Raw genomic sequence first — 13,071 nt, 5'->3', positions numbered from 1 at the left:
GTCCAATATCGGGTAGCTTTCCGGTGTGGGCAGGACCAAGGAGTTCGATCCGGACGCCGCGTTGCGCAGGGCGATGGGCCTGTTCTGGCGGCAGGGCTACGAGGCGACCTCGATGCAGGACCTGGTCGACTGCCTCGGGCTCGGCCGGGGCAGCATCTACGGCGCCTTCGGCGGCAAGCGCGAGCTGTACCTGCAAGCCCTGCGGCGCTACGTCGAGGACTCCGGGCAGGCGTTCGTGGAGCACTTGTCCGCGCCCGGCCGGGCGTTCGACGCGGTCTGCGGGATGATTCGCCACTACGCCGAGATGTCGGTCGAGGACGCCGAGTTCAAGGGCTGCTTCATGGTGAACACGGCGGTCGAGCTGCCCGCGGACGAGCAGGCGGGCCGGCAGGTCGAGTCCAGCCTGTCGGTGATGGAGACCGCGCTGACCTCGGCGCTGATGCGCGCCCGCGCCGAGGGTGACCTGCCGGAGGGCCGGGATCCCGCCGCGCTGGCGCGGTTCCTCGTGACCCTGCTCCAGGGCATGCGCGTCGTCGGCAAGACGCGGGCCCGCGGGCGCTACCTCGAAGACACCGTGGAACAGGCCATCGCCCTGCTGAAGTGATCCGTCGGTGGTTGCGCGCTTCGTCATGCCCAATTACTGGAATGAATGGTCAAGAAAAGGAGAGCCATGAAGACCGATGCCGAACTGGCCGCGTCGCTGGACGGGGACTTCACGAGCGAGCACGCCGAGGTCAACGGCACCCGGCTGCACCACGTCACCGGCGGGCGCGGCGAGCCGCTGGTGCTGCTCGGCGGGTGGCCGCAGACCTGGTGGCAGTTCCGCAAGGTCCTGCCGGAGCTGGCGACCCGGTTCCGGGTGACCGCCGTCGACCTGCGCGGCATGGGCTCGTCGGCCAAGCCGGAGTCCGGCTACGACAAGCCGACGATGGCGCAGGACATCCGCGAGCTGATCCGGCACCTCGGGCACGAGTCCGCGTTCGTCGCGGGCCACGACATCGGGGCCTCGGTCGGCTACCACCTCGCGGCCGGTCACCCCGCTGCGGTGCGGAAGCTGGTGACGATCGACCTGGGAGTCCCGGACGCCTCCTGGCTGGACATCACGATGCTGCCCGGATCCGACCAGCAGGCGAAGGAGCTGGAGGCGGGGCGCGGCGGCTACCCGTGGTGGTTCGCGTTCAACCAGCTCCGGGGCCTGCCCGAACAGCTGCTGGCCGGCCGGTTCCGGCACCTGATCGACTGGCTGTACGGGCACATGCTGCTGGACCAGGCGTCCGTGGAGGAGGACGCGCGGCGGATCTACGCGCACGCCTACGACGCCCCGGACGCCATCCGCGCCGGCAACGGCTGGTACCAGACGATGCGGCAGGACGTCGCCGCGCTGGCCGGCTACGCCCCGGTGGAGATCCCGATCCTGACGCTGGCCGGCGAGTCCAGCTACCCGGCGCTGCGCGCGCAGATGGGTCCGGACAAGGGAACCGACATCCGCGTGGTCGAAGTCCGGGGCAGCGGCCACTACGTTCCCGAGGAGAAGCCGGACGCGGTGATCCGCGAGATCGTGGAGTTCTTCGGCGCGGCTTGACCCTCACGTCGGGTCGGGCCGCAGGCTCGGTCGCGAGGAGGTGAGCGCCAGTGGGCTACTCGGTCGGCGAAGCCGCCCGGATCGCCGGTGTCACGGTGCGGACGCTGCACCACTACGACGCGATCGGGCTGCTGGTGCCGAGCGGTCGGACAGCGGCGGGCTACCGCAGCTACTCCGACGCGGACCTGGACCGGCTGCGCCGCGTCCTGGCCTACCGGGAGCTGGGCTTCGTCCTCGACGACATCGCGGGCATCCTCGCCGGTGGCGATCCGGCCGACCACCTGCGCAGGCAGCGGGAGCTGCTGCTCGGGCAGCGGGGTCGGCTGGACCGGATGCTCGCGGCCGTGGAACGCGAACTGGAGGCGGTGGAGATGGGGATCGACCTGACCCAGGAGGAGAAGTTCGAGCTGTTCGGGGACTTCGACCCGGACGAGTACAGCGAGGAGGCCGAGCGCCGCTGGGGCGGCACCGACGCCTACAAGCAGTCGCAGGAGCGGATGCGCGGCTTCACCAAGCAGGACTGGTCGGCGTTCATGGCGTCCCAGGACGCCGTGCACCGGCGGTTCGCCGAGGTGATGGCCGACGGCGTCGCCCCGGACGACGAGCGCGCGATGGACGTGGCCGAGGAGCACCGGCAGCACATCACGAAGTGGTGCTACGACTGCACGTACGAGATCCATCGCGGCCTGGGCGAGATGTACGTGGCGGATGAGCGGTTCACCGCGGTCTACGAGGGCATCGCGGCGGGGCTGGCGCAGTTCGTCCGGGACGCGATCGCCGCGAACGCGTCGCGCGCGGGAGCCTGATGTCCGCGGTGCGCGCGGCGGCCCGGGTCGCGCGGGCGCACGGCGCCGTTGTTGGCGAGCCGGTCGTTCTGGCCAGCGGCTACAACGTGATCGTGCGCTTGGACCCGGCGCCCGTCGTAGCTCGCGTCGTGGTGGTTCCGGCGGTGTTGCGGTCCAATGTGGACGGGCTTGTGGGCAGGGAGCTTGCGGTCGCGGCGTTTCTCGCCAGGAGCGGTGTCGCCGCGGTGCGGCCGAGCGCGGAGATCCCGCCCGGCCCGCACCATGGCGAGGGATTCTGGATGAGCTTCTGGGAGCCGCTGCCCGCGGTCGCCGAGCGGCTGCCCGGCGCCGAGGAGTTCGGCAGCCGCCTGCGGAAGTTGCACGAGGCCCTGGCCGGCTTCCCGCTCGCGACCCCGCCGCTGGACGTCCCGATCGGCGATGTCGAAGCCTTCCTGCGCAGCGGCTTCGCGACCCGGGAAGACCTGGCGGCAGGCCGGGAACTGGAGCGGATCGTGCCCGAGTTGGCGGGTCCCGCGCAGACCGTGCACGGCGACGCCCACCCGAGGAACCTGGTGCTCAGCGGTGGCGACTGGGTCTGGACCGACCTGGAGGAGTGCTGCCGCGCGCCGGTCGAGTGGGACTTGGCGGTCCTGCGCGGCACGAAGCGCCTCGACGGCGTTGCGGCGCTCGCCTCCTACGGCAGGGATGATGTGGGCTTGGAGCCGTTCCTGCGGCTGCGCGAGCTGCAGGCGACGGCGTGGATCCGGACCCGAGCGGCGGTCGAGGGGGCATGACGGAGCAGCGGACGGCCTTTCCGGCGGAGGCGCGCCCCAGGCGGCGCGCCCGCGTCCCGTGGGATCTGCTGGGCGCGGTCGCGGTGGGCGGCTCGATCGGCTCGCTGCTGCGCCACGGCGCGTCGCTGCTGTGGCCGGGGCCGTGGTCGACGCTGCTGGTCAACGCGGTCGGCTGCGTCGCGATCGGGGTGCTGATGCACGTCATCACCGAGGTCGTGAGCACCCACCGGCTGGTGCGGCCGTTCCTCGGCGTCGGCGTGCTGGGCGGCTTCACCACGTTCTCGACCTACGTCGCCGACGCGATCCGCCTGGTCGCCGGCCACCGCCCCGGCCTCGCGCTGGCGTACCTGCTGGGCACGGTGCTGGTGGCGCTGGCGGCGGTGGTGGCCGGAGTGGCGCTCGCGCGGCTGTGCACCAGGAGGAGATGACGATGCGCCTGAGCGGTCAGGCACTGCGGCTCACCGCGATCGTCGGTGAGGCCGACACCTACGAGCACCGCCCGCTGTTCCACGAGATCGTCCTGCGCGCCCGCAGAGCCGGGCTCGCGGGGGCGTCGGTGTTCCGGGGCGTGGAGGGCTTCGGCGCTTCGTCGGCGATCCACACCACGCGGATCCTCTCGCTGAGCGAGGACCTGCCGGTCGCGGTGGTGATCGTCGACGACGAGCAGCGGGTGCGGGACTTCCTGCCGCAGCTGGACGAACTGGTCGCCGAGGGGCTGGTCCTGCTCGACGAGGTCGAGGTGATCCGCTACGCGGGCCGGGAGGCGCGGTGACCTTCGCGCTGGTCGCCCTGGGCGGCGCGATCGGGGCGTGCGTGCGGTTCTCCGTCGACCGCTGGGTGCAGGGCAGGCACGACACCGCGTTCCCGTGGGGCACCATGACGGTCAACGTGATCGGGTCACTGATCCTGGGTTTCCTGACCGGTACGGCGTTGTTCGGCGTGTCCTGGCCGGTGGTGCAGACGCTGGTCGGCGTCGGGTTCTGCGGGGCACTGACGACCTACAGCACCTTCGGCTACGAGACCGTCCGGCTGTTCTTCGAGGGCGCGCGTTGGTACTCGGTGGTCAACGTGGTCGCGACGGTTCTGGCGGGCGTGGGGGCCGGGGTGTTGGGCGTGGTGTTTGCGGCGGGTGTTTGGTCTTGAGGTTCGGTTGGGGTGGGTGGTTTCCGGGGCTCTCGCCGACCCCGGGCCCCCGGCAGGTCTCCGGGATGAGTCTCGGCGGTCCGGCTGCGGTTCGGTTGGGGTGGTTCTCATCCCGTCGACCTCCACGGAGGGCTATCAGACCGCGTCAAGGGGGCGGTTTGTGTTGGCACGCTGCGGTTTTCTTGTCGGTGCCCCCTTGACACGGTCTGATCGGGCTGGCGCCAGGTCGACGGGATGAGAACCAAACCCCGCCCTTTGTGCGGGGAGACTTCAACCCCGCCCTTGTAGGCGGGGACTTCTCCGCCGGGTCACCCCTGCCCCGGCCGCATCCAGCCTCGCCGCTCGCCTTCGGCGATCAGCTCCGAAGCGGCCTCCCACAGCGCCCCCGAAGCGTCCCCGATGACCGACTTGCGCCTGCGCACGTCGTCGGCGGTGACGCCCGGTGCCTGCCAGGTCCCGCCGCGGGCCATCCAGTTGAGCAGGAACGGCTGCAGCCGGTCCATGGCCTTGGCGAAGCGCGCCTCCGGCGTCCGGCGCTGCTCGAACTCGTCCCACAGTTCGCGGAAGTGCGTGGCTTGGTCGTCGGGCAGCAGCGGGAAGAGCCGGTCGGCGGCGGCGCGTTCTCGCGCTTCCTGGTCGCGACCGGCTTCGGCGTCGTACAGCGGCGTGTCCCCCGCGTAGATCTCGATCAGGTCGTGCACCACTACAAGCTGGATCGTGCGGCCGATGTCGATTGGTTCGTCCGCGTACTCGGCGAGGACCGGCACCATCAGCGCTAGGTGCCAGGAGTGCTCGGCGTCGTTCTCCCGGCGCTCGACCGCCGCCAGTGGCGACTGCCGCAGCACGGTCTTGAGCTTGTCCACCTCGATCAGGAAGTTCCACTGCGCCCGCAGGCGCTCGGGGATCGAGTCGGGGAACGGGTTGCTCTCGCTGAGCGTCTTCTCCTCGGTCACGTGCGCCGACTCTGGCACCGGCCGCTCCGCCGATCAACCCGGTTTCAGGCCAGCGGCGCGCAGGTCGCCGGGTCCGCCTGCAACCGCGGGTCGTCGCGCTGCGCGCCCTCTACCGCGACCTGCTCGACCACGGTCGCGAGCCCGTCCCGCACGGTGTAGGTCACCCGTTCGCCCCGGTAGAGCTCGTCGTCGGCCGCGTAGGCGTTGACGCTGACCAGCGCGCGAGTGGCGTCGGCCGGACCGCACGAGTAGCTGGACACCGCACGCGCCCCGCCGCCCTCGAACAGCCGCAGCGGCTGCCCGTCGGCGGTGCGGACCGGGTGCAGGCCGCGCTCCGCGGAGTAGCCCCACACCGTGTAGGTGATCGTGTTCGCGCCGACCGCCTCCGGCACCATCACCTCGTCGGACCCGTCGCCGTTGACGTCGGTCGGCAGCACCGGCTGCCCCTGGGCGTTGCCCGGGACCTCCGCGTCGACGAACTCCTCGGCGAGCCCGACGCGCAGCAGCATCGAGTCCTCCGACACCTGCTGCAACGACACCGGGTCCGTGCGGCCGTCGCCGTCGAAGTCGGCGCCCGCCGCCTCGGCGTTGGCCGTCGCGCAGGGCAGGACCGCCAGTGACAGGGCGGCGATCCCGGTGATGATCGTCCGGTTCATGTTCGACCTCCAGTTGTTCCGGTTCCGGAGACCGATGTGCACATCGTCTTCACCCCGGAAGACGTGATCGGGGGACTGGAGGTTGCCCGGCTCTGGGAAGCTCTCGGCATGACGCATCCGCTCGACCGGGTCACGCACGGCTGGATGATCGCGACCGGCCGCCGGGTCCGGGCCGATCACGTCCCGTGGCTGGCTGGTCCGACCGGTCACCCGGACGTCGTCGGGGACGAGTGGGTGGAGCGAACCGCGGCCGAGCTGTCCGGGCGCACCAGCACCGGGCCCGACCACGGCCTGCTGCCCGACTTCGGCGCGCTGGCCGGACCGGAGTTCGACCCGGGCGAGGTCGATCCCAGGATCGCCGACTTCTACGAGCGCACCCCGCGCTGGCAGATCGACCTGTGGTCGCAGTGGTCCCCGGTCGCCTGGCCGTTCGGCGTGCTGCTCACGGCGTTGTGGAGCAACCGGCTCCAGCAGCTCAGCCTGCCGATGCACCCGCTGGACGCTTCGTTCGGAATGGACAGCGCGGTCGTCCAGATCCACGACGCGGACGACCGGGTCGCCGGAGCCGCGTGGCTGCGCACCATGCGCAAGACGGGCCGCACCATCTATAGCGGCTTCTACGGCACGGCCACCCTGCCCGGCAGCGACCAGCCGAGCGTCCGCGTGATCTTCCCGCTGCCCTTCGGTTCGCTGCCGGTGCTGCTGCGCCCGGAAGCCGACAACGGCGGACTGCACCTGCACTCGCCGATCGGACCGTTCGGCAGCCACGGCGCCTACCTGCTGCTCGCGCGCCCGCGCGGCACGTTCGTGGTCCGGCGCATCCCCGTCGCCGAGCACTTCCACCTCTACGTCGACGAAGACGGCGACGTGCGCGCGGACCACTCGCTGCGGCTCGGCCGGATCCCGGTTCTGCGCCTGCACTACCGGATGCGCCGCGCGTAACCTCGGGTCGTGTTCCGGGAAGGTTTTCCCATCGTGTCGACACCGGATCTGCCGCGGGCGATCCGGTTCTACGTCGACGTGCTCGGATTCCGGGAGCAGTACCGGTTCCCCGGAGACGGGCCCGCGGATTTCGTCTCGCTCTCGCTCGGCGAGGTCAAGCTCGGGCTGGGGCGCGATCCTGACGCGGTGCCCGGCAACTTCGCGATGTGGTTCTACACCGACGACGTCGACGCGGCGGTCGAGCAGCTGCGCGATGCGGGCGTGCCGGTGCGCCAGGAACCGCAGGACATGCCATGGGGCGAGCGGGTCGCGGCGGTCGCAGACCCGGACGGCAACACCGTCTACCTGGGCGCGCGATGAAGAACCGGGCCAGGACGACGGCGGAGCCGCACCGGGTCGCCGTGCTGGTCCGCGACGGCGTGATGCCGATGGAGCTCGGGCTGGTGCACCAGCTGTTCCGGAACGCGTGCACCTCCGACGGCGCGCCGCTGTACGAGGTCACCACCTGCGCGTGCGCACCCGGCGAGGTGCGCACCGACGCGGACTTCCCGATCGTCGTCGGGCACGGGCCGGAAGCTCTGGCCTCGGCGGACACGGTGGTCATCCCGGCCACGCACGCGCTGGACGCCACCGAGATCGACGGCACGCTCCCGCAACCGCTGGCCGACGCCCTCGCGCGGATCCGGCCGGGCACCCGCATCGCGTCGATCTGCACCGGAGCGTTCGTGCTCGCCGCCGCCGGGTTGCTCGACGGCCGGCGGGCGACCACGCACTGGAAGTCCGCGGCGGACTTCCGCAGGCTCTTCCCGACCGTCCGCCTCGAACCCGACGTCCTCTACACCGACGAGGGCGACGTGCTGACCTCGGCGGGCGAAGCGGCGGGGATCGACCTGTGCCTGCACATGATCCGCAGCGACCACGGTGCCGCGATCGCCAACGAGGTCGCGCGGTCGGTGGTCGTGCCGCCGCACCGGGAGGGCGGGCAGGCGCAGTTCATCAGAACCCCGGTCCCCGAGCCGGAATCCTCGTCCACCGCGTGCGCCCGCACGTGGGCGCTGAAGAACCTCCACCGGCAGCTGAGCCTGCGCGACCTGGCGGGCCAGGAGTCGATGAGCACCCGGACCTTCACCCGCCGGTTCCGCGACGAGGTGGGGATCTCGCCGGGGCAGTGGCTGATCCAGCAGCGCGTCGAACGGGCCCGGCAGCTGCTGGAGGACACCGACCTGCCGGTGGACCGGGTCGCGGAGGAAGCCGGTTTCGGCAACACGGTCTCGCTGCGCCAGCACCTCCAGACCGCCCTCGGCGTCACGCCGACCGCCTACCGCAGCACCTTCCGCGGCACCTCCTGAGCGATCCGGATCGCCCGAGCCACCACGGCGGCCACCACGCACAGCGCACCGGCCCCGATCCACACCAGGTCGTACTCGCCGGACACGTCCCGGATCACGCCGCCCAGCAACGCCATCGCCCCCGCGCCGAGCTGGTGCGCGGCACCGACCCAGCCGAAGACGATCGCCGCGTCCTCGCCGTAGAAGCGGTTGGCCAGCGCGATCACCGGTGGCACGGTCGCCACGTCAAGCACCCCGAACGCCACGACGAAGACCACCATCGACGGCCGGACCGTCGCGTCCATCAGCGCGGGCAGGCACACCAGCGCGACCGCGCGCAGCGCGAAGCAGCCCGCGAGCAGCCACCGCGCGTCGAACCGGTCGGTGAGCCAGCCGGAACCGACCGTGCCGACGAGGTTGAAGATCCCGACCAGCGCCAGCAGCGACGACGCGATCGTGCCGGGCATGCCGTGGTGGCTCGCGGCGGGGACGAAGTGGCTCCACATGATCCCGTTCGTCGAGGCCCCGCAGATCGCGAACGCGGCGGCGAGCAGCCAGAACGGTCCGGTCCCGGCCGCCCGCACCAGCACCCGCACCGCCCGCCCGGCGGGCTTCGACGGGCGGCTGCCGGAGGGAGCGCGCAGGAGCAGCCAGACCAGCGGGATCGCGCAGGCGGCGGCGAGCGCCACCGTCACGAGCCCGGCCCGCCACTGGAACAGCTCGACGATCCAGGAGAGCACGGGCAGGAACACGAACTGCCCGAACACGCTCGCCGCGGTCAGCAGACCGGTGACCAGGCCGCACCTCGCGACGAACCAGCGCGAGGCCACGACGGCGGCGAACGGTGCGGCGAGCGAGCCGGTGCCGAGCCCGACCAGCAGTCCCCAGAACAGCACCAGCTGCCACGCGGCGGTCAGCACTGTCGTCAGAGCGGAGCCCGCGGCGACCAGCACCAGCGCGGCGGCGGCGACGTTCCGGACGCCGAAGCGGTCCATCAGCGCGGCGGAGAACGGCGCGGTCAGCCCGTACAGCACCATGTTCACCGACACGGCGACGCCGATTTCCCCGTGCGACCAGCCGAACTCGTGGTGCAGGGGCGTCACGAACAGTCCGGAAACGGTGGTGAGCGCGCCCGCGACGATGATCGCGAGCCCGGCGGCCACGACCACCGGCCAGGCGGATTTCTGATCCATGGGCCCGAGCCTGCGGGACCGGGGCGAGCACCACGAGTGGCCCGATGGACAACAAACGCAACATTCGGGCCAATGCGGTTGCCGCTCAGTTTCCCAAGGAATGGGCGCGACGTTCAACTCCCTGGTGCAGCGCACCTTCGGTCTTCCGTCCTCGCCCCTGCGTCTCCGCATAGCAAAACAGCAGGTCAAATGCCTGTTTCCGGTGCGTGACGGATCAGTAGCCGACTTGGCGGGCTGACTCCGGGCCCACGGAGGCTTACTCTGTGAACGTATACATCGCTCCGCGCGCGGCGCACCCGGCACGCACTGCACGCAGCGTGTGAACGTCGATCGAGAAGGAGTAGCAACTTTGAGCGAGCCGACGTATTACGCCCCGGAAGGCGGCCTTCCGTCGCAGTCCACGCTGCTGACCGACCGGGCCATCGTGAAGGAGGCGTACACCGTCATCCCTCGCGGGGTGCTCCGCGACATCGTCACGAGCAACCTGCCCGGGTGGGAGAGCACCCGCGCGTGGATCCTCGCCAAGCCCATCGCCGGGTTCGCCACCACGTTCGCGCAGTACATCGTCGAGGTCTCGCCCGGGGGCGGCAGCACGAAACCGGAGCCGGAGAGCGGCGTCGAGTCGGTGCTGTTCCTGCTCACCGGTGACCTGGACGTGGTCATCGAGGGAGAGAAGCACTCGCTTACCGCGGGCGGCTACGCCTACCTGCCGGCGGGCGCGTCCTGGTCGGTCGCCAACGCCTCCGACGGCGTGGCCACCTTCCAGTGGGTTCGCAAGGCGTACGAGCCGCTGGAGGGCCACACCCCGAAGGCGTTCGCGGTGCAGGAGCAGGACATCGAGCCGACGCCGATGCCCGACACCAACGGCGCCTGGGCGACGACCCGCTTCGTGGACCCGAACGACATGGCCCACGACATGCACGTCAACATCGTCACCTTCGAACCGGGCGCGGTCATCCCGTTCGCGGAAACCCACGTGATGGAACACGGCCTGTACGTCCTGGAGGGCAAGGCGGTCTACCGCCTCAACGACGACTGGGTCGAGGTCGAGGCGGGCGACTTCATGTGGCTGCGAGCCTTCTGCCCGCAGGCCTGCTACGCGGGCGGCCCGGGCAAGTTCCGCTACCTGCTCTACAAGGACGTCAACCGCCAGATCAAGCTGACCTGACGTCATCGGCCCGGCGGAGCCGTCCGCCGGGCCGCGTCTTCTACGGTGAGCGGGTGGACCTGGCGACCTGGGCACGCGAACTCGCCCGCGAACACCTGGCGGCCCCGCTGCCCCGCAGGTGGGCCCACGTCCAGGGCGTCACAGCCCAGGCCCAGCGGCTGGCGCCGCTGTTCGGCGCCGAGGCCGATGTGCTGACCGCCGCCGCCGCGCTGCACGACATCGGCTACGCCCCCGCCCTGGCGGAGACGGGCTTCCACCCGCTCGACGGCGCCCGCTTCCTTCGGGCCGCCGGGGCACCCGAGCGCTTGGTGCACCTCGTCGCGCACCACTCCGCAGCGCAGATCGATGCGCAGCTTTGGGGTTTGGCAACGGAGTTCGCGGAGTTCGAAGACGAGCGCAGTCCGCTGCGCGATGCGCTGTGGTGGGCCGACATGACTGTCGGGCCCGATGGCCGGGTGATGACTTTCCCCGAGCGCATGGCGGAAGTCCGCCAGCGCTACGGGCCGGATGATCCGGTGACCTTGGCGCTCGACCTGTCGATGGAAGCGCGTTCGGCAGCGGTGGAACGGACCGAGGCACGGATGAGAACAGGTCAGCTGTAGAAGGGTTCCTCCCGCTCCTCCAACGCGTGCCGGAGCCGCAGCCGGATCGAGGGATGGATGTTCAGCTCGTCGAGCTGATCCGGCTCTGCCCACCGGACTTCCCTGGATTCGCTGCTCGTGCGGGGAAATCCGCCGTTCGGCCGGGCGCGGAAGCAGATCGAGAACTCCTGCCGGACCTCCCCGTCGTCGTACGCGATGACGTGCCGCGGGTTGGCGTAGAGGCCGATCAGGCCGGTGACCTCGATGTCGATCCCGGTTTCCTCGTGCACCTCCCGGACGGCGGTCTGCGTCAACGTCTCGCCGAGTTCGAGCTGCCCACCCGGGATCGAGTGGAGATCGTTGTCGGACCGGCGGATCATCAAAATCCGCCCGTCCGGGTCCTGCACGAACGCGCTGACCGCGACCGCGACGCTCCCGCCATCCCGATCAGCCGGTCCCAGACTGCCACCGGAATCGAGTTCCGGTGCGGATAGACCTGGACGAACTCGCACTCGGTCCTCGCGGCGATTCGCGACGAACCAACCTCCGGCCAGAGGTAGGTCTCCTGCTCCTGGAGCATGTCGGCCACGGCGTGGCGGTGGCGCGGGTAAGGCGCGCCCCTGCGTGACACCGTTCCACGGTCTTCGGATCGACACCGACTGCCTCCGCGACCTGCCGGGCCCGCCGGAGGAAGTAAGTGCAACGATGCCGATCTTCGTCACGGTGCAGCCCGACGAGAAGACCAACGCGGAATGTCTTATCCACGCCACGGGAACACCGATGCTCGCGGTGCATGATCCGGCAGCGAGCGTGATGTTCACGGCCGGGCAGTCCGCCGAAGCCGCTCAGCACGCGGCTCATCGACAGTTCCCGCAACAGGCGGCGAATGCACCGGCTCCGCCGACGCCGGGTGCGGCCAGAATTCCCCGACGCGCGCCCGCCGCCCACTCCAGACCAACCCCACCGCCAAACGCGCTAGCGCCGACCAGCCCCGAAGCCCCAAGATCGACGACGTATCGTGCAAGGGCCGAGACAGGGGGTTGAGCGACGTGGCGGACCGGCTGGAGGCCGAGTGGAGCCGGCACCGGCCCGCCGTGTTCGGGGCGGCCTACCGGCTGCTCGGCAGCGTCGCCGAGGCCGAGGACGTCGTCCAGGACGTGTGGCTGCGGGCAGCCGCCGCGGACGTGAGCGGGGTCGAGGACCTGCGGGCCTGGCTGGTGACCATCGCCGCGCGGCGCAGCTACGACGTCCTCAAGTCCGCGCGGGTGCAGCGGGAGGACTACGTCGGCCCCTGGCTCCCCGAGCCGTTGGTGACCGGGCCGGACGCCGCGCAGCAGGTGCTCGTCGACGAGTCGGTTTCCACGGCGATGTTGCTGGTCATGGAGACGTTGTCGCCGCCGGAGCGGGTCGCGTTCGTCCTGCACGACGTGTTCTCCTTCTCCTTCGACGAGATCGCCGAGGTGCTCGACGTTTCGGTGCCCACCGCGCGGAAGGCGGCGTCGCGGGCGCGGTCGCGCATCGCCCGGGCCCGTGACAGCACTCCCGACGCGCCCCGCAGCGAGCGGGAACGTCTGCTGCTGACCTTCCGCGGCGCTTACCTGAACGGGGATCTCGCCGCGCTGATCGAGCTGCTGCACCCCGACGTCCGCTACGTCACCGACGGCGGCGGGCGGGTCACCGCCGCGCAGGTGCCCATCCTCGGTGGTCAGCGCGTCGCCGAGGTCATGGTGCGGGTCGGGCAGGGCCGGTGGCGGCCCGACCGCATGGTGCTCGCCGACATCGGCGGTGAACCGGCGCTGGTCTGCGTCCAGGACGGCCAGGTGTTCTCGGTGGACACCCTGGTGATCGACGGCGGGCGGATCCGGGAGTACCGGCGGGTGATGAACCCGGAGAAACTCGGTCACCTGCGGGCGGTCACGTTCGGCTGAGCCCAGTCGTCTCCCTGG

The 13,071-nt window shown here is 71.0% G+C and carries 17 protein-coding genes; 13 read left to right on the top strand and 4 right to left on the bottom strand.

Translation table 11 applies throughout. From position 1 onward, the window contains the following. The first annotated feature begins 25 nt into the window (after positions 1–25). The 7 genes from ABD691_RS29635 (at position 26) to crcB (ending at position 4,304) form a co-directional block, all read left to right on the top strand. On the top strand, positions 26–604 hold the full coding sequence (locus ABD691_RS29635) for a TetR/AcrR family transcriptional regulator (protein ID WP_344685340.1): 579 nt from the start codon (positions 26–28) through the stop codon (positions 602–604). A gap of 66 nt (positions 605–670) precedes the next feature. After that, positions 671–1,582: an alpha/beta fold hydrolase gene (locus ABD691_RS29630; RefSeq protein WP_344685338.1), complete on the top strand. Its 912-nt coding sequence runs from the start codon at positions 671–673 to the stop codon at positions 1,580–1,582. A 50-nt stretch (positions 1,583–1,632) separates the two neighbouring features. After that, a complete protein-coding gene (locus tag ABD691_RS29625) occupies positions 1,633–2,388 on the top strand; it encodes a MerR family transcriptional regulator (RefSeq protein WP_344685337.1) in 756 nt (251 codons plus the stop codon). Further along, positions 2,388–3,161: a phosphotransferase gene (locus ABD691_RS29620; RefSeq protein WP_344685335.1), complete on the top strand. Its 774-nt coding sequence runs from the start codon at positions 2,388–2,390 to the stop codon at positions 3,159–3,161. The genes ABD691_RS29625 and ABD691_RS29620 overlap by 1 nt, the downstream gene beginning before the upstream one ends. Further along, positions 3,158–3,589 carry a fluoride efflux transporter FluC gene (locus tag ABD691_RS29615; protein WP_344685333.1) on the top strand — a complete coding sequence of 144 codons (432 nt, stop codon included), beginning with the start codon at positions 3,158–3,160 and terminating at the stop codon, positions 3,587–3,589. The genes ABD691_RS29620 and ABD691_RS29615 overlap by 4 nt, the downstream gene beginning before the upstream one ends. Before the next feature lie 2 nt (positions 3,590–3,591). Then, positions 3,592–3,933, top strand: a complete 342-nt coding sequence (locus tag ABD691_RS29610) for a DUF190 domain-containing protein (protein WP_344685331.1) — start codon at positions 3,592–3,594, stop codon at positions 3,931–3,933. Then, the gene (gene crcB, locus ABD691_RS29605) at positions 3,930–4,304 is read left to right on the top strand and encodes a fluoride efflux transporter CrcB (protein ID WP_344685329.1); all 375 of its coding nucleotides are present in this window, start codon (positions 3,930–3,932) and stop codon (positions 4,302–4,304) included. The genes ABD691_RS29610 and crcB overlap by 4 nt, the downstream gene beginning before the upstream one ends. 308 nt (positions 4,305–4,612) lie before the next feature. Here crcB and ABD691_RS29600 read toward each other — a convergent pair whose 3' ends face one another. Then, positions 4,613–5,275, bottom strand: a complete 663-nt coding sequence (locus ABD691_RS29600; protein ID WP_344685327.1) for an HD domain-containing protein — start codon at positions 5,273–5,275, stop codon at positions 4,613–4,615. A gap of 26 nt (positions 5,276–5,301) precedes the next feature. Continuing rightward, the gene (locus ABD691_RS29595) at positions 5,302–5,913 is read right to left on the bottom strand and encodes a hypothetical protein (protein ID WP_344685326.1); all 612 of its coding nucleotides are present in this window, start codon (positions 5,911–5,913) and stop codon (positions 5,302–5,304) included. Positions 5,914–6,021: 108 nt separating this feature from the next. On the opposite strand from ABD691_RS29595, the gene ABD691_RS29590 reads away from it, so the two are divergent. From ABD691_RS29590 to ABD691_RS29580, 3 genes are read left to right on the top strand one after another with little or no spacing between them, the layout of a single operon-like run. Then, entirely contained in the window at positions 6,022–6,855 is an 834-nt protein-coding gene (locus tag ABD691_RS29590) for a hypothetical protein (RefSeq protein WP_344685325.1), read from the top strand. A 9-nt stretch (positions 6,856–6,864) separates the two neighbouring features. Further along, a complete protein-coding gene (locus ABD691_RS29585) occupies positions 6,865–7,215 on the top strand; it encodes a VOC family protein (RefSeq protein WP_344685323.1) in 351 nt (116 codons plus the stop codon). Beyond that, entirely contained in the window at positions 7,212–8,204 is a 993-nt protein-coding gene (locus ABD691_RS29580; RefSeq protein ID WP_344685321.1) for a GlxA family transcriptional regulator, read from the top strand. The genes ABD691_RS29585 and ABD691_RS29580 overlap by 4 nt, the downstream gene beginning before the upstream one ends. Here ABD691_RS29580 and ABD691_RS29575 read toward each other — a convergent pair. Then, a complete protein-coding gene (locus ABD691_RS29575; RefSeq protein ID WP_344685319.1) occupies positions 8,174–9,376 on the bottom strand; it encodes an MFS transporter in 1,203 nt (400 codons plus the stop codon). The two genes, ABD691_RS29580 and ABD691_RS29575, sit on opposite strands and share 31 nt — an antisense overlap. Positions 9,377–9,725: 349 nt before the next feature. Here ABD691_RS29575 and ABD691_RS29570 point away from each other — a divergent pair, with 349 nt between their 5' ends. Then, a complete protein-coding gene (locus tag ABD691_RS29570) occupies positions 9,726–10,544 on the top strand; it encodes a bifunctional allantoicase/(S)-ureidoglycine aminohydrolase (RefSeq protein WP_344685317.1) in 819 nt (272 codons plus the stop codon). A 53-nt stretch (positions 10,545–10,597) separates the two neighbouring features. After that, complete coding sequence (locus ABD691_RS29565; RefSeq protein ID WP_344685315.1) at positions 10,598–11,146, top strand: HD domain-containing protein; 549 nt, start codon at positions 10,598–10,600, stop codon at positions 11,144–11,146. Here the strand turns inward: ABD691_RS29565 and ABD691_RS29560 are convergent. Further along, on the bottom strand, positions 11,137–11,586 hold the full coding sequence (locus ABD691_RS29560; RefSeq protein ID WP_344685466.1) for an NUDIX hydrolase: 450 nt from the start codon (positions 11,584–11,586) through the stop codon (positions 11,137–11,139). The genes ABD691_RS29565 and ABD691_RS29560 overlap by 10 nt on opposite strands. A gap of 588 nt (positions 11,587–12,174) precedes the next feature. On the opposite strand from ABD691_RS29560, the gene sigJ reads away from it, so the two are divergent. After that, positions 12,175–13,053, top strand: a complete 879-nt coding sequence (sigJ, locus tag ABD691_RS29555; RefSeq protein ID WP_344685465.1) for an RNA polymerase sigma factor SigJ — start codon at positions 12,175–12,177, stop codon at positions 13,051–13,053. Positions 13,054–13,071 lie beyond the last annotated feature (18 nt).

The organism is Saccharopolyspora taberi (assembly GCF_039534165.1).
Taxonomy (GTDB): domain Bacteria; phylum Actinomycetota; class Actinomycetes; order Mycobacteriales; family Pseudonocardiaceae; genus Saccharopolyspora_D; species Saccharopolyspora_D taberi.
The sequence above is the reverse complement of the archived record's forward strand: the minus strand, read 5'-3'. Positions and strand labels throughout refer to the sequence as shown.